Here is a 19,483-nt window from a genome sequence, read left to right as displayed (position 1 = left end):
CAATAAAATTGGGATCAGGCTGGTTAATACACCCGCATCAATATGTTGAACCAACTCCGCACCAACGGCAGAGCCAATAAACGTGCAAAGTATGGCTAGGCGCATCTCTTTCAGATTGACGATGCCATTGCGAACGAAATACCAGGACGCAGAAAAACTGCCAAACGAGCTTTGCAGCTTATTGGTTGCGAGCGCTTGAGTCGGAGGAACACCAACAGAGAGCAGCGCAGGTAGGGTTAAAAGCCCGCCGCCGCCTGCCATGGCATCAATGAAACCGGCTATCCCTGCAACGAAAAAAAGCATCGTCAGTATGTCGAAAGTAATGTCCATTTTGCTCACAATTTACAGATTGATACTGCAATACTACCCACTATTAGACCGTCGACCAGCGAAACATTGGATAGATACCTATTCCAATAGGGAATGGGTTGAATTTCTTACCGGCATAAAAAAGCCTTACCGAAGTAAGGCGTTTTTCTTTCATTTCTATTGTTAGCTATTCAGGTCAAGCGAAACGATCCCAGCTTATTCGTCATCTTGCGCAGCGGTGAACGTCGCTTCAATTCTCTCTAACTCTTCTTTCTCTTTAATACGTTTCTCTTCGAGCAACTCCGCTTTTCTTACGTTCATTGCTTTACGCTCTGATTTAGTAAGAAACTTCACCGCTTTTTTTGTGGCGAGTGCATAAGCAATCACGTCTTCGCCTTTTTCTCTGCGCTCTGCTACTCGCTGTGAAAATCGTTCATCATCGCGTGCTTTGCGTTCTGCGGCCGTTAACTTGCTCATCTCTCATATCCTGTGTAATCAATCATGGTAATAGGTACGTGCTCAGTTGAAAATGAGATGCATTGAACATTCATCGGGCTGATGAGGCAATTTTAGCATATTAGTCGTGGGGAGATGTGTTGTAATGCGTATCTTCTGGTGTCTTTCAACTTTGCCGTGGCTGCTTGTTTAGCTTTAGTTCTAGTTCTAGTTCTAGTTCTAGTTCTAGTAAACAGGTATCGATGCCCTTAAAGATGGCGCTATCTAAAAACGCCAAACTCGAATGAAAGAATCATCGTTATCTATACTTTACTCATAACGGCAATCTATAGTCTGGGACGACGCAATGAACACAATGAAACAACTGGCGATCATCGCTTCGCTTTTGGTTTTGGCTCCTTATGCCCATTCGGAACAGCACGCCGACACGATTTTAGTCAACGCCAACATATACAATCACAGTGACGCTGACGTCATCGCTATTCAAGATGGGGAGATTGTGTTCATCGGTCGGTATTCAGACTCTGATGCGTTTCGAGATGCCAAAACACACCTCATTGATATGGATGATACCTTCGTCTTGCCCGGCTTCATCGATAACCATAACCACGTATTCGAAGCGGCCTCAGAAATGGGTGGAAATTGCGAATTAAGCTTAGACGCGTCTCTTCAAGGCCAAATTCCATTTTTAAAAGCGTGCCAACGCAATAGCAAAGAAAATCAATGGCTAATCGGCTATGGCTTCACCTTAGAAAGCTTGTTAGATGAGAGCAATCAACAAACGCCACTAGAGGTTATAGATCAGATATTTCCGCATCAACCCGTTGTACTCATGGAGCAAACCTCGCATTCCATGTGGGTCAACTCCGCCGCACTGGAAATTGTGGGCATCACAAACGAAAGCGCCGACCCTCAAGGTGGCAAGATCTTAAAAGATGCACACACTGGTGATCTCACTGGCATCTTGATGGACAACGCCGGAGATCAGGTCATGGAGATCGCCTGGAACAGCATTGAAAATCAACAAGATCTTAGCTACGAAGGGCTGATGAACGGGCTGGAAGAAGCCGCTGCACACGGGATCACGACCATTGGTGATGGAAGACTCTACTGGAAGCGACAATGGTATGATGTCTGGGTTCAAGCTGAGGAAAACCAAGATCTGACCGCACGTGTCTCATTAAGGCCCTGGATCTACCCTGCCGACGCGATGCCATCGCAACTCAAATACCTACAAACCATTCAGTCTGACGATCGTTCACGATTATTGCTTGTCGATCAGGTGAAAATGTACAGCGATGGGATCTTCATTAACGGCACCGCTAAAACGCTCGCGCCTTATTTGGAGACCTATCTCCCTGAGTCGCCTTACGGCATCAATTACATTCCCCCGAGTCAGCTAGAGTCGTGGTTAATCGAACTCAATAACATCGGCTATAGCGCGCACATTCATGCCATTGGTGATGGTGCCGTGCGCGAATCTCTCAATAGCATAGAGACCGTTAGGAAATCAGGTGGCGATAAAGCCTATACCCTCACCCATATAGAGCTTATTGATCCAAAGGATGTAAAGCGTTTCGCTGCACTTAATGTTACGGCCGATTTTCAGGTGGGCTCTGAATACGTGGCACTTCATGATCACCAATGGGCCGAAACCTTCATTGGTGCCCTAAGAGCACGTTCAATGATGAACCTCAAAGCCATTTTCGATACAGGTGCGAACGTTACGCTAAGCAGTGATTGGAACGTCAATGACATCAACCCTTTGGTTGGTATTGCGAACAGCTTGCGTATGGGAGCAACTGGCTTACCCGACATAGATTCAGCGATTGAAGCCTATACCATCAATGCAGCCAAGAGTTTGAATATTCATGAGATCACGGGCTCTATTGAGGTGGGTAAATCCGCCGATTTCGTCGTGCTCGGTCAAGATATCACTCGTTTGTCACCAGATGACATCGCTCAAACCGATATTTTGATGACCATTCTGCAAGGCAAGGTGGTGTTTGATAATGAGAATTAACCCAGTTTACTTTGACTCTTGAATGAAACCTTCCGATCATAATTGCACATGATTTACGTGTAACGTACACTGATTCTGTAATTTAATTACAACAATAGTGTCTCGATACGCTGAACTCACTAGGAGTATGCTATGAAGATTTCGCTTTTCAGTGCCAAACGCTACGATCAAGAAAGCTTTGAGCACCAACGGTCAACCTTGAGTATTCAAGATCAAGAAACGCTTTCACTTGACTATTTTGATACCACACTCGATGCCAAAACAGCCCGATTAGCAAAGGGAAGTGACGCCGTTTGCGCCTTCGTTAATGATGACCTCGGTAAAGAAACGCTCGAAGTGTTGTCTAAAAAAGGCATAAAACTGGTGCTCATGCGCTGCGCCGGATTCAATAATGTCGATTTAGACACTGCCGCCCGACTAGGCATCACAGTCTCTAGAGTGCCTGCTTACTCGCCAGAAGCCGTTGCTGAGCACGCAATCGCGCTAATGATGACTCTCAACCGTCGAATCCACAAAGCATACCAACGCACCCGAGACGCCAATTTCTCATTGGAAGGCCTCACTGGGTTCAACATTTTTGGTAAAACGGCCGGTGTGATCGGTACCGGGAAAATTGGGTTAGCCGCGCTGCGTATTTTGAAAGGGTTTGGCTGTAAACTGCTCGCCTACGATCCCTATCCAAGCGAAGAAGCCATTCAACTCGGTGTCGAATACGTCGATCTGGATACGCTGCTTTCTCATTCGAGTATCATCTCCCTTCATTGCCCACTGACGCCAGAGAACGAGTTCCTCATCGGTCCTAAAGCGTTTCAACGCATGAACAAAGGCACGATTCTAATTAACACCAGTCGAGGTAAACTAGTCGACTCTCAAAGCTGTATTGAAGCCTTGAAAGACGGGACCTTGGGTGGGTTAGCACTGGATGTCTATGAACACGAAAAATCGCTGTTCTTTGAAGATCTCTCTGCCGAAGTCATTCAAGATGATGTGTTCCGCCGCTTATCAGCCTGCCACAATGTGATATTTACGGGTCATCAGGCATTCTTAACGCATGAAGCGTTGCAAAACATTGCTGAAACGACGCTGGACAATGCCCTCGCTTTCCACCAAGGAAAGGCTAACGGAAATGAAGTCTCTAACTGACCGATTCACACTGGCTAACCTAAGCCGATCTCCATCGCTCTGACAAAATGATAAAAGCCACTTCCAAGGAAGTGGCTTTTGAATCTATATAGTGAGTATTGCGGAAAAACCGTTAGAGCATTTTCTTGCGCGTCGGCAAAAACACTTCACCCAACATACAGCGTACGCTGCCTCCACCAATCGACTCTATCGTACTGACATCAAATGGCAGCAGTTTTCCGTGTGTCGAAAGCTGAGCCAGTTGAGCCGGAGAGAACGCATCATAAGCGGACTGCGACATTGCGATGACTTTATTGCCATTCACTGTCTCAAGCTGAAGTATATTGCCGCAGAACTGGTTCATCTGCTCAATGGAAATCGAAATCACTTGCTTGCTTTTGGACAGCGACTTAATCACAAAGCGACGCTCAAATTCTGGTATCACTTCATCGCAGATTACAGTGAAGTTTTCGCCGATCGCCATCATTACATTGGTGTGATAAACAGGGTGGCCTGATGGCAATGCCGTTTGAAATGAAATAACACGATGGTAACCGATACGCTTTGCATACTCTTCGAGTACTTCTCTGTCACAACGCTGTGACAACGCGGCGTAGACAGTGCGATTACTGTGGTCTTTCACCATAACACCAGTACTTTCAAGATAGGCATTCTGCTCGGAGTACTCTTCCAAAGAGTCAACACGCTCAACATTGCGCCCTGCATTTTTGAAAGCCTCTTTTAGGGCATCAACCCTAACCTCATGACGGCGATTTTCACAGGCCATCGGAAAGGTGTAGAGTTCGCCAGAAGTCGTGGTGCTAAACCAATTATTTGGGAATACCGCGTCAGGGGTTGCCGTCTCGGACAAGGTGTAATCAAAATCGATGACCTGTACACCTTCGTTACGTAGCCCTTCAACCATTTGACGATACTCACGCATCACTTGAAAATGCACCTGATCTTGGCTCAAATCGAGCTGGTGCTGAAACTCATTATCAACCGCAGTTTCAGGGTTAAAGGTAAATTCTTTTGGCGAAACCATGACGACACAGTTCGCGTTTTGAATTGGATAAGTAGGGTTAGAAACAGCCTTCGGCTTTTTATTATGCAACATCGTCTTGGCTCATTTTTGCTTACGAACCGCAATTGTAAACACTTTGTTAACCGAGATTTTACTGAAGTTACTATAATATCGCTCATCAACATTAGTAATTCACTGTATGAACCTAATTTTGCAGCAATATTTACTGTCACGAATTCCGTATTCAGTGAACTAGTCCAAAATAGTTAACGCCGAATCCACAACATATTGATGACATTTCATATTCCATGCCCTCTCAAAGCGTTGGGTAACGTTCTTGACTCTTCAGGTTTGATATCAATGAGACGGCCATACTACCTATCAGAAGCACGACTAAGATTCGTGACTGAGGTAACCACTGAAGTCGGCAATCAGAGTTTCTATCTGCGCAACAGACATGTGAATGGCACTCATGGATTTAAAGCGCCCAAAGGCTGTAAAGTTTATGATCATTGGTGTGTCTCTTGTTTGTTTTGATGCTGCCGATATTACCGTAAGACAATTCGGAAGATTTACCATTTCACGACAAGAAAATATTTCCCTCATGTCTGCTATAGAAGTCGAACTCCCCTCAATCTCCCATGGGTTGAAAATCAAACCCAATCCGTTTGGTTGACTCGTCGCACTTAAAGCGCACAGATTCAGCGAGTCATTCGCTGTCTATCATTCAGGTAGTGAATATTTTTGGTACAGGTCTCGACATTGAACTGGTAGGTCATACAAAACCGTGTAAAAATAGCCCCCTCTCTCGGAGATTTTCACTGTTCAGTGCTGATTCAATACCGCTTTTTGTTCGCTTGCGATACCAGCATTTTCATTAGTCTGAGTAATACCTAAGCCTTCAAATAAAGCCAAATACTGCTCAATTTGCTAGATAGCACGACATACACCAAGAACAGACATAACTTTAGGATGATTTATGTTCAAGAAGTTCGAAAGCTTTACCAAACCGTTTCCCAATGAAGAGCCAGGGCAACCACCCAGTGGCATTTTTGCGTTTTGCCGCTATTACACGCGTGGATTTGAGATTCCACTGATCATCATGTCCATTATGTCGACCATCGTCGCCATTGTGGAAGTGTCACTGTTTGGTGCAATGGGACAGCTTGTTGACTGGCTCTCCACCAGCAATCCAGAAACCTTCTGGCAAGAAAACAGCAGCATGCTCATTGGCTACAGTATCCTGTTACTTGTCGTGATGCCGGTTTTGGTGGTCGGTTACTCCTTACTGATCCATCAAACTTTGCTCGGAAACTACCCAATGTCGATTCGTTGGTTAGCACACCGTTACCTTCTAAAACAAAGCTTGAATTTCTATCAGGATGACTTTGCAGGCCGAATTGCCACTAAGGTCATGCAAACTTCTCTCGCAGTGCGTGAAACCGTCATGAAAACCATGGATGTCTTCGTCTATGTCGGGGTTTACTTCACTTCTATTGTCTTTTTACTGGCGTACGCTGACTGGCGATTGATGATCCCTATGGTTATCTGGCTCGCTTGCTATGTCGGTATTCAGCTCTATTTTGTGCCAAGACTGAAAAAAGTCGCAGCTGAACAAGCGGATGCCCGTTCGACCATGACGGGCCGTATTGTCGATAGTTACACCAACATCGCGACGGTTAAGCTGTTTTCTCACAGTAAACGTGAAACAGAATACGCTGAATCAGGCATGAAAGGCTTCCTGAACACTGTGTACAAACAGATGCGTTTGGTGACTGGGTTTGATGTTCTGGTCGAGATCACCAACTATATTCTTGTTTTCTCAGTGGCTGCGCTTTCTATCTACTTGTGGATGGATGGCTCAATTACGGTGGGAGCCATTGCGATTGCGATCAGTCTTGCGCTTCGTATCAACGGTATGTCGATGTGGATCATGTGGGAAGTCAGTGCCCTGTTTGAAAACATGGGTACCGTTGTCGATGGAATGAAAACACTCGCCAAACCCGTCGATATTGAAGATAAGCCGAATGCGAAGCCACTAACGGTTCCTCACGGTGGGATTAGCTTTGAAGACGTCAGCTTCCATTATGGCGAGAACAAAGGTGTGATCAGTAACCTCAACCTAGACATCAAGCCGGGAGAAAAAGTCGGTTTAGTTGGACGATCTGGCGCTGGTAAATCGACTCTGGTGAACTTACTTCTTCGTTTCCACGATGTGGAAAGTGGCAAAATTAAGATTGATGGCCAGGTCATTTCAGACATCACTCAAGATTCACTGCGTAGCAATATTGGCATGGTGACGCAAGATACCTCGCTGCTGCACCGCTCGATTCGAGATAACATCTTGTACGGAAACCCTGATGCATCAGAAGAAGACCTGATTAAAGCAACCAAACAAGCGCAAGCCGATGAGTTTATTCAATCGCTAACAGACCCATTTGGTAACGTGGGTTATGATGCTCAGGTAGGTGAGCGTGGTGTTAAGCTCTCAGGTGGGCAACGTCAGCGAGTGGCTATCTCTCGTGTTCTTCTGAAAGACGCACCACTTCTTGTGCTGGATGAAGCAACCTCAGCGCTGGATTCAGAGGTTGAAGCCGCGATTCAAGAAAGCCTTAACGAGTTAATGGAAGGCAAAACGGTTATCGCGATAGCGCACCGATTGTCAACCATTGCCGCAATGGACCGTCTAATTGTCTTAGATAAAGGCAATGTTGTTGAGCAAGGCACTCACCAAGAGTTGATCGATCACAAAGGCATTTACGCACAGCTTTGGGCACACCAAACGGGTGGTTTCATCAGCGACTAACCTTATAACCCCTAACTCTTTGATTATATTGGGTTAGGGTTTTTTCTCTAAACGCTAAAATCTGACAATAAAGGGCTTTAACCGACAATAGCTTAGATTTTTCGCCATTTTGTCGCCACTAATTTTCTAACGGATTGAGCTGAACAGCTTGCATGAGATGGTCGGGAGAGAAGTGAGAATAAGCCATTGTTTGCTCGATTTTTTGATGGCCGAGAATCCACAATGAACCCAATTAAGCGTTAGGTCAAAAGACAAATAGTCACAATACCAATCGCCGTACCTTAAAGGGGGAAAGTCTGTACTTGAAAGCATCAATATGTCACGAGTTTAGCAATGCATCCAACACAATTGGACCAACCATGTCAGGTAACTAGCCTTTGCCCCAATATGCGTTAGCAAACAGCTTTCTTCCTGCCACCTAATAACTGAGTAGCAATAAATTTTCTAATAACTCTCTGCGATGTTGTAACTCAGTGTAAATGAAAAGACTAATTGCTAGCACAAATCGATAGTGTTCAAAGTCTTATTGAAAGAGAATGCGCCCAGCTCAGTAGGGGCTGAGCCAAGCGCGCAATGAGTGGGGTTAGAAGCGATAGCCAAAATTTAACGTCATCGAATCTCGCGTTTCGCCTTTATTAAACATATAGGTCAGATTGTAGTTTCTGCCAAATTGCTTGTTAAACCCGACAACATACGCCCATTTGTTCAAATCTACGCCGATGTCGTAATCGAATTCGATATCGTCGGCTTTAACATGCCCATCCAGGCGTGGTTCAAGGCCTTGGTATTCAGCCCCGACAAAGAGTTGTGCCCGATAGTCAACCAACTGATAGCCAAGCATAGGCTGAATGGTGGCAATGGGGTCGCCCCACTCAGTGGTGCCCTTAAGGCGTGTTTGTGAGACCGTGCCTGTCACCGAAGCAAAAAACTCGCGATACCCTACGGAGAGTGTGGTGCCGACACCACGTAAATCGTATTCAAGGTGCAGCGGGATCCCAACATTGCTGGTGTGACACAAGCGACCGTAAGTTTCACTATCACAGAACTTATCACCAAGTCCTGGACGTCCCGGCAGTGCTGGTAATTGGTTGAGCTTATCACGGATGAACTCTCCCGCCGCGCCGGTGTACTCTGCATCTACCTTAGCATCGACGTTAATTTTTCCGATGTAGCCAAACACATTCCAAAAAGGAAGAATGTTGATATCACCACGAATGTTTAGGCTCTCGGCTTTGACTGTCCCAATAGAATCCTCAGGATCAAACAGGTCGTTCAGTCTCACACCATCGATGGTAAAGTCGTTAAAGGGAATGTTCATGTTTTGACTTCGATAGGCCACAGACACCCCATACGGTAGTGGCAGATCAATCCCTTTTCTTCGTACTATATCTCCCATTAATGGAAAGATGCGATCCAGTTTGACACTTACTTCACGAATGCGTGGGTCTGATACTTCGGTAAGCAGCGCTTGATGAATGATGTCCACGCCCCGCTCTTCACTATAAAGCGCTACAGGTTGAGCGACGGAACTGACATGAACAGGTTGGTTCCTCTTGCTGCCATTAATGTCGATCTCTTTTTTGAACAGGATCAGCTTGCCGCTATCGAGCGTCGCGAAAGTGATGGTTTGGCGATAGCTGGCCACACGGACACCATCATAGTCAAATGGTTTTGCGTTGGTAATGGTCATCAGCAGTGGCACGCCATCTTTTACCGTGACATCAACACGCATGAAGCGAAAGTACGCGATGTCTTGAGGCAAACCATATTTAGAATAATTGAAGCTCACGATACTGGTGCCATCGGGCATGTCTGTGGCTGTAACGCTGGTTGGATCGTAGCTTTGTGCGTAATCACGTAACCGATATTCTGTGCGAGTGTTACGTTCAATTTCGCTGATCGCATCATCTTGCTCATCCAGTTCACTGGGGTTGTACTTGATACGTAAATCAATATTGCCTTTTTCGTCGGTATCTTTGACCAGGAAAACTCGAGACTTGCGCACTTGGTCACCGATAGTGATTTGGCGCTCAACATGTTCAACTAAGTGCTCTCCGGCAGTGAGCGAGCTTAAACCCAAGCGTGGTAAATCGTCGCTGATGCCATAGCGATTAAACACCTCTTGACCATGAGCCATGATTTCTGAGTAGGTTTGAATGCCAGTCGTCTTTTGCGGTTGTTCTGCGCCAAGGCTGCCAAAGCTGACGAGTGAGCTAATAAGTGCAGTCAGTAGAATCAGTTTGTGTGCTGGTGTACGCATAGTTGTTTTATTCCAAATCCATCGATTCTCACCCCTATGAAAATGCGATGGTTTGCTAATCACAGAACCGCCTTGTTCTGTGTGGTTGTGTTCATGGCCCAAGCTCAATACGTGGGCTTGGCAATGATTTTATCGTCGAACGCTGCGCGCCAATAATCGGGTTTGGAGGACGAGATCCTACCGAATTAGCGCGAGAGAAATGGACCTTACTGATTGGCCAAAACAAAAAAGCCTGCGTTTTCACGCAGGCTGATTTAAGGACAGATTAGAGCAGAGAGTTATAGGTACACTTTGTAGTTAAACCATACGCGATTCTCATTGATGTCGACGGATTTACTGCTCGATTCCATGCTGCCAGAGGTGTTTTCAAACTTAACTTGGCCCCAACGGGTTTTATCCGCGCTCAGTGGTGTCGCTGCCATCAAGGTGGTTTTCACTGTGGTCGAATCGATATCACCGCTCAAGTATGTCGCCTCTGGGTATAACGCTAAGAAAGTACCATCTTGACCGGTTTTCCATACCGCGTATGCCGCGCCCATTCCACCAACTAGGCTATCGTCAGTGACGTTAAACGCATTCATTGATTGGTCCGAATAAGTACCGGTTAGTGCGCCAACTCGCGCAAAAAAGGTCAATGAGTCAATTGGGGTGCGGAAAATTGAAATGGCACCGAGTGCGGCCGTGGTTGCTATATCATTGTCGATGACATCAAGCGAGACCGCGACACGTGGTGAGACAGAATTCCCTGTATTAAACACATGGAAGTACTGGAAGCGGCTATCACTGTACCCGCCTTCTTTGTTCATCGTTCCTTCTAACGAGAACATCGACTCCATACCATTTTCGTATTGGTATGAGATAGACCCAGAGGCTTTAACGTCACCGTTATTGCTCGCACCGACATAAAAGGTTGAGTAAGCACGAGTCATATCTGACGCGTCAAGCGCTTCGCTGTTTGCATTGTCTGCAGCGTGAGCGCCTGCAACAAGCGTAGTACCGATAAGAGTGGTTAAAAGTGCTTTTTTAAAATGGTTCATAGTATAGATTCCACAAGTTGTATTGATTGGGTATGTGGAGATTTTATGAGGCAATTTGAAAGCGAGTTAATCGCATATGACGGATTGAATCCTACAAAGTGGGTGTGAAACCGTGTTTATGATGATGAGGTTGTGATCTTTCCCCGTGTGGCGAGCAAGAGCTGAGTGTTTGGTGAAACAAAAACAGCCTTGGCGAAAACCAAGGCTGTTAAATTGATGACGCTCTGTAAGCCTGAGGAACAAGGCAGTGATTATTTATCGAACGCGACTTTCGTTTCACAGGGTGTAAGAAGATCGGAAACAAGTTTGGCTATCGCTAAGATGATCAACACATAGACCAACATCATCAGCGGCATTTCGATATTGTAATAAGGAGTGAGGTTTAATGCGCTTGAAGAGAGCACCAACAGCAAGTTAACTCCAAGGACTCGAAAGATCCCCAGTCGTACGTTATCGAACACCTTCCAAATGGCAACAATATTTATGAAGTAAAACGCGAGTAACTGCCACAACTCAGTAAAGGATGGCATGATCAGCGAATACTGTAATAAGTAGAATCCACCTAAGCCAACGGCGCCAAAGAATGCATCTCTTATTGCGCTAGTGGGTAAGGGAGGGAGATTGGTGGCAAAAATGCCGGCAATCATCGGGAACACGAAGCCACCAGGCACGGGCAGGTAGACCCACGCCAATATACAGGCAAGAAACGTACTGGTGCCTTGCACCACTTTTTTCCAATCGTCACCAATATGTTGTTTCAGGCTCCGTTGCCTTAACGAAGGCTTATGGTTTGAGTAACGTTGGGCCATTTCAAGTAGATCTGGAGGCAGCAGAGGCTCAGTGGGCGGCATTTTCCATGTCGATTCGAGATTACGCTCAATGTCTGCGAGATAGTTGGCCAAATCACTGGGCTTATGGCTGAGGCTCTCAAGAATATGCACAATCACATCGATTTCTCGAACTCTTTCCAACCATTGATGCTGATAATACTGCAAGTCGTAGCTGCCGTGATTGGGGAGTTCGAGTAAGTGATGAAGTTGACTCGCACTGCACTGAATACGCTCCATTGTCTCGCTATTCAGCCTGCTATGATGATAGTAATTGAATGCTTGCTGTAACTCGGCATGTAACTGCCAATAGCGATGAGAAAACACACTCTCAGTACTAACAGGCCAAATCAGTCGGTATACAAAGGTAAATACGCCAATACCCAGTAAGGTTTCTAGTAACCGCAGAATGATGTAGTCAAAGGTATTCAAGCTGTCGAAGCCTCCCATACAACAGATGATGGTGCATACGGTGTAGCCTTGAACAAAGATATAGCCGCGCTTTTCATCGCTCGCCATAAACAGACTGGCGGCGAGCAGCAAGGTATAGAACACGACAAACAAAAAATGGTCTTGAGAGAAACAACTAATCAAAAATAGCGCGTAACCGGCGCCCATTAAAGCGCCGAGCACTCGATTTTTCCCTTTTTGCAAAGAGTGCGCGAACGTTTCGTTCAAGGCGAGAACTGCGGTGGTGATGCCGGCCCAGTAGGGTTTATCCCACTCAAACCAGATGGCAAGACAAAGGGCGCTGACGATCGCCAGCGCTGCTTTTATCGCTTCTTTTGTCGAGTGATTGAGCATCATGACACCTTATTGCTTGATGATTTTTATCGATGCCGTCATTCCGACACGCAACTGCACATTGTTTGGTCTCTGCTTTAACGTCACTTTGACCGGAATGCGTTGAGCGAGTCGAATCCACTGAAAATTGGGATTCACCGTTGGCAGTAGCTCATTTCCCGTAATACCGTCTTGCTTGGCAATGCCGTAGCCAATGCTGGTCACTTCAGCTTCTAAAGGTTGGTCTGGGTCGATCAGCAAGGTTACAAACGCTTTGTCCTTGGGATCCACGCCTTCTAGGTCGGTTTCTTTGAAATAGCCCTCTACCCAGAAACTATTGGCATCAATCAGAGCAACAACAGGGCTGTTGGCCACAACCTGAGACCCCACCCGCAGATGAAAGTTGGTAATGAAACCATCGGTTGATGCGTAGACTTTGGTGTAATCAAGGTTGAGTTTGGCCTCCTCAACCATGGCTTTGGTTCGGTTCAGGTTAGCTCTAGCCGAGTCGACCGCGTTGCTCAAGTTATTGAGGGTGAGTGTCGCAACAGAGCCCGGTGTACGTCGTTGCAGCGCGATTGCACGCTTCTCTTCATTGAGCGCTTTGTCGAGGGCGGCTTGGGCTTGCTCTTGGGAGGCGGTGGCTTTGTGATACGCCGCTTGATACAAGCTGTCGTCGATTTCAAACAGTAGATCGCCTTTAGTGACTTGGCTGTTGTCTGAGATATGAACGGCGGTCACTTGGCCGGTGACACGAGGCGTAATCGTGACGATATACGCACTGACGCGGCCATCGCGCGTCCACGGATTTTGCGTGAACACCGAATAGAAGTTGGCGATCACTGCTCCAGCACCGAGTACCAGGAGCAGGGTTATCAAATAACGCTGAATCATCTTCTCCTCCTTAAACAATCGAAATGACTTGGCTGATAACGCCGCTAAAGATCACAAAGAGACTGCTCTCAGCCAACGTCGGATGAGATATGTATCGATATAGACCAGTTTTGACTGAAATTTTGGTGGCGATTAGGGTGAATCCATAAGCAAGGGCTGCAACCAATAGTAAAGGGGTGAAATAGACTTCACCCCATGCGATTTCATGAGGGATAGCGTGCATATGTGTTCTCTGTTTAGGGTCTTTGCCTAGAGAGTAACGGTGGTTGTTCTTATTCAACACTCGCATATGTAGGGTCATATCCATCAAGCCAGAAGAGATTTCTTCACACCGATGTAATGCGTGAATAGACAGATGAAAAGTACGCCTCAATAAGCAATAACGTCTATTTGAGGATGATTTGGATATGTAGGGTTTGGTCCTTCATATGCGATTGGTTTGCGAGAAAAAAAACGTCAATACTGAGCCCATCAACACGATACAGATTCAAATTATTTTCTCGCGAATGAAGGCAATTAGTAATGACTAATCAAACCAAACTCTTTAAAAGTATCGCCTCAGCGCTTGCGCTTACTGCAAGTGTGTCTGCTTGGGCGGTGGAAGACCAAGATTTTAGTTCAATGCAAATGCAAGGCGTTGAACAAGTTGAAGTGGAAGTGGATCTAGAAGGCGCGGCACAACGACTTTCTCAAGCGGTTCAATTCCCAACTATTTCGAATCAAGATCGCAGCGATTTTGATGAAGAGGCGTTTAAAAACTACCATGACTTCTTAGTTGAATCTTACCCTCTGGTGCATAAAACACTGAAACGTGAGCTAGTTGGCGACCCGCGCCCATTTAGCTTGATTTACACATGGGAAGGTAAAGATCCATCACTGCCACCTGCAATGTTTATGGCTCACCAGGATGTGGTGCCAATTGCAGAAGAATCACGCGATCAATGGGAAGTTGAGCCGTTTTCTGGTGAAATCAAAGATGGCTACATCTGGGGCCGCGGCTCTCTAGATGACAAAAACCAAATTCACGCCATTTTAGAAGCCACTGAAATGAAAATTAAAGAAAACTTCCAACCAGAACGCACCATTTTGTTTGTGTTTGGCCATGATGAAGAAGTTGGCGGTCCAGAAGGGGCAAAACACGCAGCGGATATTATTGAGCAGCGTTACGACAACATCGCCTTTGTGATTGATGAGTCTGCGCCACTGGTACCCGGGATATTTCCAGGTATTCGAGAAAATACCGCATTGATTGGAATAGCCCAAAAAGGCTTCGTGAGCCTGGAAATCGCAATCAATGGTATTGGCGGTCACTCTTCACAGCCAGCCGGTGAGTCGAACATTGTTGCTTTAGCAAAAGCAGTAGAAAAAGTCGAAGCAGCGCAGTTCCCATACAAAATTCACGATGCGGTTCGTTACCAATATCGCTTCATGGGGCCAGAGCTGCCTGAAGACCAGCAGCCAATGTATAAAGCGGTGGTCTATGGAGAAAACGATTCAATCAGCGACCTAGAGCAGAAGTTTATTGATGTCATGTCGCAAAACCAAGTGACGCGTGCCATGTTGCATACCACGACAGCGGTTACTATGTTCAATGCCGGTATCAAAGACAATGTACTGCCACCAGCAGCAACTGCGGTGGTGAACTTCCGTCCGATGCCTGGTGATACACCCGAAGTGATTATTGAACACGTGAAAAAAGCCATCGGCGATGAGCGCATCACAGTACGAGATATCTCAGCTTCAACGCCAGCAACGAATGTGGCCGATCCAAACGGTGAAGGATACAAAATGCTGGAGAAGACCATTCGCCAAACCTGGGGTAATGATCTAATTGTATCGCCATTCTTTGTTATTGGTGGCTCAGACTCTAAGCACTTCCAAGCGCGTGACTTTGCACCGGATGTGTACACAATTACCGCCATACAACTGGAAAATGTGAAAGAGTTCGAAGGTTTCCATGGTGTAAACGAACGTATTCTCGTTGATGAATATGGTCGCTCAATCGGATTCTTCTACAAATTGATGGATAACCTAGAAAACCTTTAATCGCAACAATACTGACCGTGGCGCAACGCGCTGCGGTCACCGCGTCTATCTGACGCGACGACATGCATTATCTACTTTGGGGAAACAAACAAATGAAAAACATATTGATAATGTTGGCGCTGATGGCACCTTTGGTTAATGCAGCAGAGATTGTGTCATGGGAATCTCTTCGCCCGCAAAACACGCAACAGCAGAGCCTATCTCCGAGTGATAAAGCATTGGTTACAGAAATTTATGTTTATGAAGTGGCTCAGCAAAGTCGCAAACTCAGTCCAATGGAGCACGATGGTTATATCAAGCGCATTGAGCTTGCAGAGAAACGTAGTTTAAACGTGAGACAGGCACTTGATGAACTAGTAAGTGGTAAACGTTATGCCAATGCCATCATTGCGGATTTGGAAGTGAATGACATGAAACTAGGTGGCTTTTTGGTGCCACTAGAGATGGAAGGCTTGGTTGGTACGCAATTTATTTTGGTGCCGACGGCGGGCGCTTGTATCCATACACCGCCACCACCCGCTAACCAAACTATCTTGGTCGATTTCCCTGAAGGGTATCAAATGCAAAGCCTTTATACACCGGTTTGGGTTGAAGGGGATATCAAAGCAGGAGGCGTGTCCGCGTCTGTCGCGCTATCGGATGGCAATCAGGATATAGAGATGGGTTATGTCATCGCTGCCTCGGACATCGTGACCTTTCAGTAAGGCGGTGTGGTGATGGGAGTCGTGAATGAGCTTCAACTATCGCCGGCGTAGATAATTGATTGTACTGGAGAGCGAAAGCCGAAAAGTGCTATCTTGTAGGCAATGGTTTACAGGAAGCAAGTCCAATGAATTTCAGCCTCGAACAGTTGTTAGCATTTGTCACCGTCTATGAGCATCTTTCCTTTAGCAAAGCAGCGGTAAAACTCAATAAGCATCGCACTACCATAGGTCAGGTTATTACTAATCTTGAAGACCAGCTTGCGGTCACACTGTTTGAACGAATTGGTCGTTCCGTTGAACCCACCGAAGACGGTCATCTTCTTTATCATTATGCTAAGCAAGCGATCGAGCAAGCGCGCGTGTTTGACAAAATCGCCCTCAGCCTTTCCTATGGCGGTCTTGAACGCGTGGTAATTGCCTACCCAAGTTTTATACCCCATCAAGCCCTGTACCTGATTCGTCAACAATTAGCGCAAGATTTTCCGACCATGCGCGTAGAGTTTCTTGTGCGTGGCCGCGATGAAATAAAGCAAGGCATCGTTGATGGCAGCATTCATTTCGGCTTGGCGAATATTCATGACAGCACCGCAATCCATAGTTTTGACTCGACATTTTTGGGCCATGTAGAGTTTCTACCCTATGTACAAACTGATGGTCGATTGGCGCAAATGAACAAAGCTTCGGTGTTGAGTGAACTACAAATCGAGCGGCAGTTTATGCTCAAATCACTGGTGGATGAGGGCTTGGGCGATAAGTTCGTATTTTCAGCCAATAATGAGCAAGTCGACCAACTGGCACTGGTGATTAAAATGATCAAAGAAGGACTTGGCTGGGCATGGTTGCCAAAAGCGCTGTCTGACTCTCAATTTGCGGTCGAAGGGGTTTCGCAACTTAAGCTTGACTTAATATTAGAGGGAATGAAATTGCCGATCTCCTTGTGGTGTCCGCATGCCAAAAACATCAAAGAGGTGAAGAGTTCGATTGTTAAGGCGGTCAACGACCATGTGCAGAAATACAAACCGCGTTAGCCTTTGCTTGCTTAAGTAGGATTAGGTCCTACTTAAGCGATTCTTAATCTTTCATTCGCTTGTTTATAGTCATCTCATTCAAGGCTTAGAGCCACCGCCATTGAGTTCCTGCTCACTGTGAGATGACTATGATGAACAAAACTTGTCCCCTGATCTTGGCTTGTGCCAGTACCTTTTTCACTTCATACACCAGCGCCTCGTTTTTTGACAACCATGATGGGCAGTTTGATCTTGGGCATCATATTGCTGAGAACGCATACGGCTTTTTGCCTGTGCCGATCTTAATCACCGAACCAGCGGTTGGCGCGGGCGGAGGCGTCGCTGGCCTGTTTTTGCACGAAGATGAGCAGGCTAAAGCGAGGCGAAAACAGGCAGCCTTCGCGGCGGTTGATGGTGGCGCCCAGTTGATGCCCGCTGCGATTACCTTGGTCGGCGCTGCGGGAACTGAAAATGGCTCTTGGTTCGCGTTCGCTGGGCATCGACATTCTTGGTTAAAAGATGCTATCCGATACACAGGTGGGCTGGGCGTTGGAGAAGCAAAGCTGGATATTTACCAACCCATACAGTTTGATGGTATTGGAACATTGCCTGCTATCGATACCCTTAGGTTTGGTACTACGACCCAAGTCGCAGGTTTGATGCAAAAACTTCAATTTCGAGTCAAGGACACGCCACTGATGTTAGGCGCCAAACAAGTACTCGCGGTCTCCAGTGTCGATCTGAATTTTTACGGAAAACTGGGACAAGCAATTGATAAACTGAGTCAGCATTTTGACCTTGAAGAGTTAGACAGTGCATCAGTGACGTCTGGGCTAGGGTTGGTAGTTGACTACGATACTCGTGACAACTTGTTTTATCCGACGCAAGGGTATCAGCTCAGTGCTGAGTATATGGCGTATGATGAGGCGATCGGTAGCGATTACAGTTATCAAAATCTTTCGCTTAACGGGCAGATCTATTTACCGCTGAGTGACGCTTGGAACCTAGCATTTGCCGGTAACTATCAACATTTTTCTAGTGATGAGCTCTTGATAGCACCGACCACTAAACCTTACGTCGCGCTGCGAGGTGTTTCGTCGTATCGCTATCAGGGGGATGAAATACTTACCGCACAGACTCAGCTCAGTTATGACATTGATAATCGTTGGAAAGTCTCTGCATTTTATGGTCATGGCGTGGCGCAGCAAAGCGATACGACAGACGCACTGAACCATGTAGACGCTTATGGGGTGGGGTTCCGATATCATATCGCCCGCCGTTATGGTCTGCGTTTAGGCATCGATATTGCGTTCAGTGACCAAGAAGGTGCACTGTACTTTAATATGGGGAGCGGACTTTAACTGTGCTAAATACAGAGAGCTGAGTCGAATAGTCACTGACTTGACAGACTGCAGTGAGCTAGATTTACCCCAACTCAACTTATCCGAACTGCATGACTTAAAGCATCAAGTCTAAGTCATTCTTGTCCAGATCCTTCCTGGCGGGGTGACTTAACTCAGATTTGCCCCTTTTCAAGTTAGCCTTAGAATGAATCGCCTATGTATAGTAAGACTTTTCCTAAATTTAATTCATGCGAATACCACTTAGTTTTTCATTGCTATTTTGAGTGGATAGTTGCAAAGAAAAAAGGACTGAAAAGCAACTTATTGATTATTAGAGCGTTGTGCGAGAAGCTTGCCAAACATGGCAACTAGAGCTGAAGCGAACATGTAGAATTCAGCCTAGATACTAAGGAAAGGCTTTGATAACTTAGCAGATGGAGCAAATGAACATGACCAAAAAGAATAACCTTCAATTTTTGAAGACACAGGCGTGTGCGTTAGGTTTCTTTTTTATTTTTTCATTTATATATTCTGCACTTAGTTTAAATTGGATAGGAATGGGAGTCTTCATCTGCTTTTCTACATTTATTGTTTTCGATAAAGACGTTAAAAACTTGTTGATAAGTAATAGGGATTTTCGAATTTATACGATGTACTTAACCATTCTGTGCTTGTTCACAGCACTAATTGGAGAGTGGTTCAAGATTGAATCAAAGCTGGTTTTCAGTCTCTTTGCCATTGTCAGTTTTATCTACTACAGGTTACTTACAAAATATTTATCACACCAGTGATGCGATCCTAAAAAGTAATTGCCCCAATCGATGTTAGCCCTTTAGCCCTTT

At 45.9% G+C, this 19,483-nt stretch carries 15 protein-coding genes; 7 read left to right on the top strand and 8 right to left on the bottom strand.

All coding sequences use genetic code 11. The annotated features are described in order from the left end of the window. Both BCU12_RS11900 and BCU12_RS11895 read right to left on the bottom strand, forming a co-directional pair. The coding region (locus tag BCU12_RS11900; RefSeq protein ID WP_157939879.1) for a TSUP family transporter at positions 1–330 on the bottom strand (330 nt) is incomplete at its 3' end. A 195-nt stretch (positions 331–525) separates the two neighbouring features. Continuing rightward, entirely contained in the window at positions 526–786 is a 261-nt protein-coding gene (locus tag BCU12_RS11895) for a DNA polymerase III subunit epsilon (protein ID WP_102404462.1), read from the bottom strand. A 325-nt stretch (positions 787–1,111) separates the two neighbouring features. Here BCU12_RS11895 and BCU12_RS11890 point away from each other — a divergent pair, with 325 nt between their 5' ends. Together BCU12_RS11890 and BCU12_RS11885 are read left to right on the top strand one after the other, a co-directional pair. Then, complete coding sequence (locus BCU12_RS11890; RefSeq protein ID WP_198599320.1) at positions 1,112–2,788, top strand: amidohydrolase; 1,677 nt, start codon at positions 1,112–1,114, stop codon at positions 2,786–2,788. A gap of 132 nt (positions 2,789–2,920) precedes the next feature. Continuing rightward, positions 2,921–3,931: a 2-hydroxyacid dehydrogenase gene (locus BCU12_RS11885; RefSeq protein ID WP_102404460.1), complete on the top strand. Its 1,011-nt coding sequence runs from the start codon at positions 2,921–2,923 to the stop codon at positions 3,929–3,931. Positions 3,932–4,043: 112 nt separating this feature from the next. On the opposite strand, the gene BCU12_RS11880 is transcribed toward BCU12_RS11885, so the two are convergent. Continuing rightward, a complete protein-coding gene (locus tag BCU12_RS11880; RefSeq protein ID WP_102404459.1) occupies positions 4,044–5,027 on the bottom strand; it encodes an arginine deiminase-related protein in 984 nt (327 codons plus the stop codon). An 886-nt stretch (positions 5,028–5,913) separates the two neighbouring features. Here BCU12_RS11880 and BCU12_RS11870 point away from each other — a divergent pair. Further along, positions 5,914–7,740 (top strand): ABC transporter ATP-binding protein, encoded by a 1,827-nt coding sequence (locus BCU12_RS11870; RefSeq protein WP_102404457.1) that lies wholly within the window; start codon positions 5,914–5,916, stop codon positions 7,738–7,740. Positions 7,741–8,323: 583 nt separating this feature from the next. On the opposite strand, the gene BCU12_RS11865 is transcribed toward BCU12_RS11870, so the two are convergent. The 5 genes from BCU12_RS11865 to BCU12_RS11845 all read right to left on the bottom strand — a co-directional run bounded on the left by BCU12_RS11865 (position 8,324) and on the right by BCU12_RS11845 (position 13,764). Continuing rightward, positions 8,324–9,877 (bottom strand): hypothetical protein, encoded by a 1,554-nt coding sequence (locus BCU12_RS11865; protein ID WP_241909818.1) that lies wholly within the window; start codon positions 9,875–9,877, stop codon positions 8,324–8,326. A 401-nt stretch (positions 9,878–10,278) separates the two neighbouring features. Then, entirely contained in the window at positions 10,279–11,037 is a 759-nt protein-coding gene (locus BCU12_RS11860) for a hypothetical protein (protein ID WP_102404455.1), read from the bottom strand. Positions 11,038–11,288: 251 nt separating this feature from the next. Then, entirely contained in the window at positions 11,289–12,671 is a 1,383-nt protein-coding gene (locus BCU12_RS11855) for an FUSC family protein (protein ID WP_347231988.1), read from the bottom strand. Positions 12,672–12,677: 6 nt separating this feature from the next. Beyond that, entirely contained in the window at positions 12,678–13,541 is an 864-nt protein-coding gene (locus BCU12_RS11850; protein ID WP_102404453.1) for an HlyD family secretion protein, read from the bottom strand. A gap of 10 nt (positions 13,542–13,551) precedes the next feature. Further along, positions 13,552–13,764 (bottom strand): DUF1656 domain-containing protein, encoded by a 213-nt coding sequence (locus BCU12_RS11845; protein ID WP_102404464.1) that lies wholly within the window; start codon positions 13,762–13,764, stop codon positions 13,552–13,554. Positions 13,765–14,063: 299 nt separating this feature from the next. Here BCU12_RS11845 and BCU12_RS11840 point away from each other — a divergent pair, with 299 nt between their 5' ends. The 4 genes from BCU12_RS11840 to BCU12_RS11825 all read left to right on the top strand — a co-directional run bounded on the left by BCU12_RS11840 (position 14,064) and on the right by BCU12_RS11825 (position 18,659). Beyond that, positions 14,064–15,587, top strand: coding sequence for a M20 family peptidase (locus BCU12_RS11840; protein ID WP_102404452.1), 1,524 nt, complete (start codon positions 14,064–14,066; stop codon positions 15,585–15,587). A 92-nt stretch (positions 15,588–15,679) separates the two neighbouring features. Further along, positions 15,680–16,291 carry a DUF3299 domain-containing protein gene (locus BCU12_RS11835; protein ID WP_102404451.1) on the top strand — a complete coding sequence of 204 codons (612 nt, stop codon included), beginning with the start codon at positions 15,680–15,682 and terminating at the stop codon, positions 16,289–16,291. Positions 16,292–16,416: 125 nt separating this feature from the next. Continuing rightward, the gene (locus BCU12_RS11830) at positions 16,417–17,319 is read left to right on the top strand and encodes a LysR family transcriptional regulator (protein ID WP_102404450.1); all 903 of its coding nucleotides are present in this window, start codon (positions 16,417–16,419) and stop codon (positions 17,317–17,319) included. 131 nt (positions 17,320–17,450) lie between these two features. Continuing rightward, on the top strand, positions 17,451–18,659 hold the full coding sequence (locus BCU12_RS11825) for a BamA/TamA family outer membrane protein (protein WP_102404463.1): 1,209 nt from the start codon (positions 17,451–17,453) through the stop codon (positions 18,657–18,659). Positions 18,660–19,483: the final 824 nt, after the last annotated feature.

This window comes from Vibrio sp. 10N.261.55.A7 (assembly GCF_002877365.1).
Taxonomy (GTDB): domain Bacteria; phylum Pseudomonadota; class Gammaproteobacteria; order Enterobacterales; family Vibrionaceae; genus Vibrio.
The sequence above is the reverse complement of the archived record's forward strand: the minus strand, read 5'-3'. Positions and strand labels throughout refer to the sequence as shown.

Coding starts and splice junctions, on each gene's coding strand:
- BCU12_RS11860 (WP_102404455.1), bottom strand. CDS start 11,037: ATGAACCATTTTAAAAAAGCACTTTTAACCACTCTTATCGGTACTACG.
- BCU12_RS11885 (WP_102404460.1), top strand. CDS start 2,921: ATGAAGATTTCGCTTTTCAGTGCCAAACGCTACGATCAAGAAAGCTTT.
- BCU12_RS11895 (WP_102404462.1), bottom strand. CDS start 786: ATGAGCAAGTTAACGGCCGCAGAACGCAAAGCACGCGATGATGAACGA.
- BCU12_RS11865 (WP_241909818.1), bottom strand. CDS start 9,877: ATGGCTCATGGTCAAGAGGTGTTTAATCGCTATGGCATCAGCGACGAT.
- BCU12_RS11840 (WP_102404452.1), top strand. CDS start 14,064: ATGACTAATCAAACCAAACTCTTTAAAAGTATCGCCTCAGCGCTTGCG.
- BCU12_RS11830 (WP_102404450.1), top strand. CDS start 16,417: ATGAATTTCAGCCTCGAACAGTTGTTAGCATTTGTCACCGTCTATGAG.
- BCU12_RS11845 (WP_102404464.1), bottom strand. CDS start 13,764: ATGCACGCTATCCCTCATGAAATCGCATGGGGTGAAGTCTATTTCACC.
- BCU12_RS11850 (WP_102404453.1), bottom strand. CDS start 13,541: ATGATTCAGCGTTATTTGATAACCCTGCTCCTGGTACTCGGTGCTGGA.
- BCU12_RS11880 (WP_102404459.1), bottom strand. CDS start 5,027: ATGTTGCATAATAAAAAGCCGAAGGCTGTTTCTAACCCTACTTATCCA.
- BCU12_RS11825 (WP_102404463.1), top strand. CDS start 17,451: ATGAACAAAACTTGTCCCCTGATCTTGGCTTGTGCCAGTACCTTTTTC.
- BCU12_RS11855 (WP_347231988.1), bottom strand. CDS start 12,671: ATGATGCTCAATCACTCGACAAAAGAAGCGATAAAAGCAGCGCTGGCG.
- BCU12_RS11870 (WP_102404457.1), top strand. CDS start 5,914: ATGTTCAAGAAGTTCGAAAGCTTTACCAAACCGTTTCCCAATGAAGAG.
- BCU12_RS11835 (WP_102404451.1), top strand. CDS start 15,680: ATGAAAAACATATTGATAATGTTGGCGCTGATGGCACCTTTGGTTAAT.
- BCU12_RS11890 (WP_198599320.1), top strand. CDS start 1,112: ATGAACACAATGAAACAACTGGCGATCATCGCTTCGCTTTTGGTTTTG.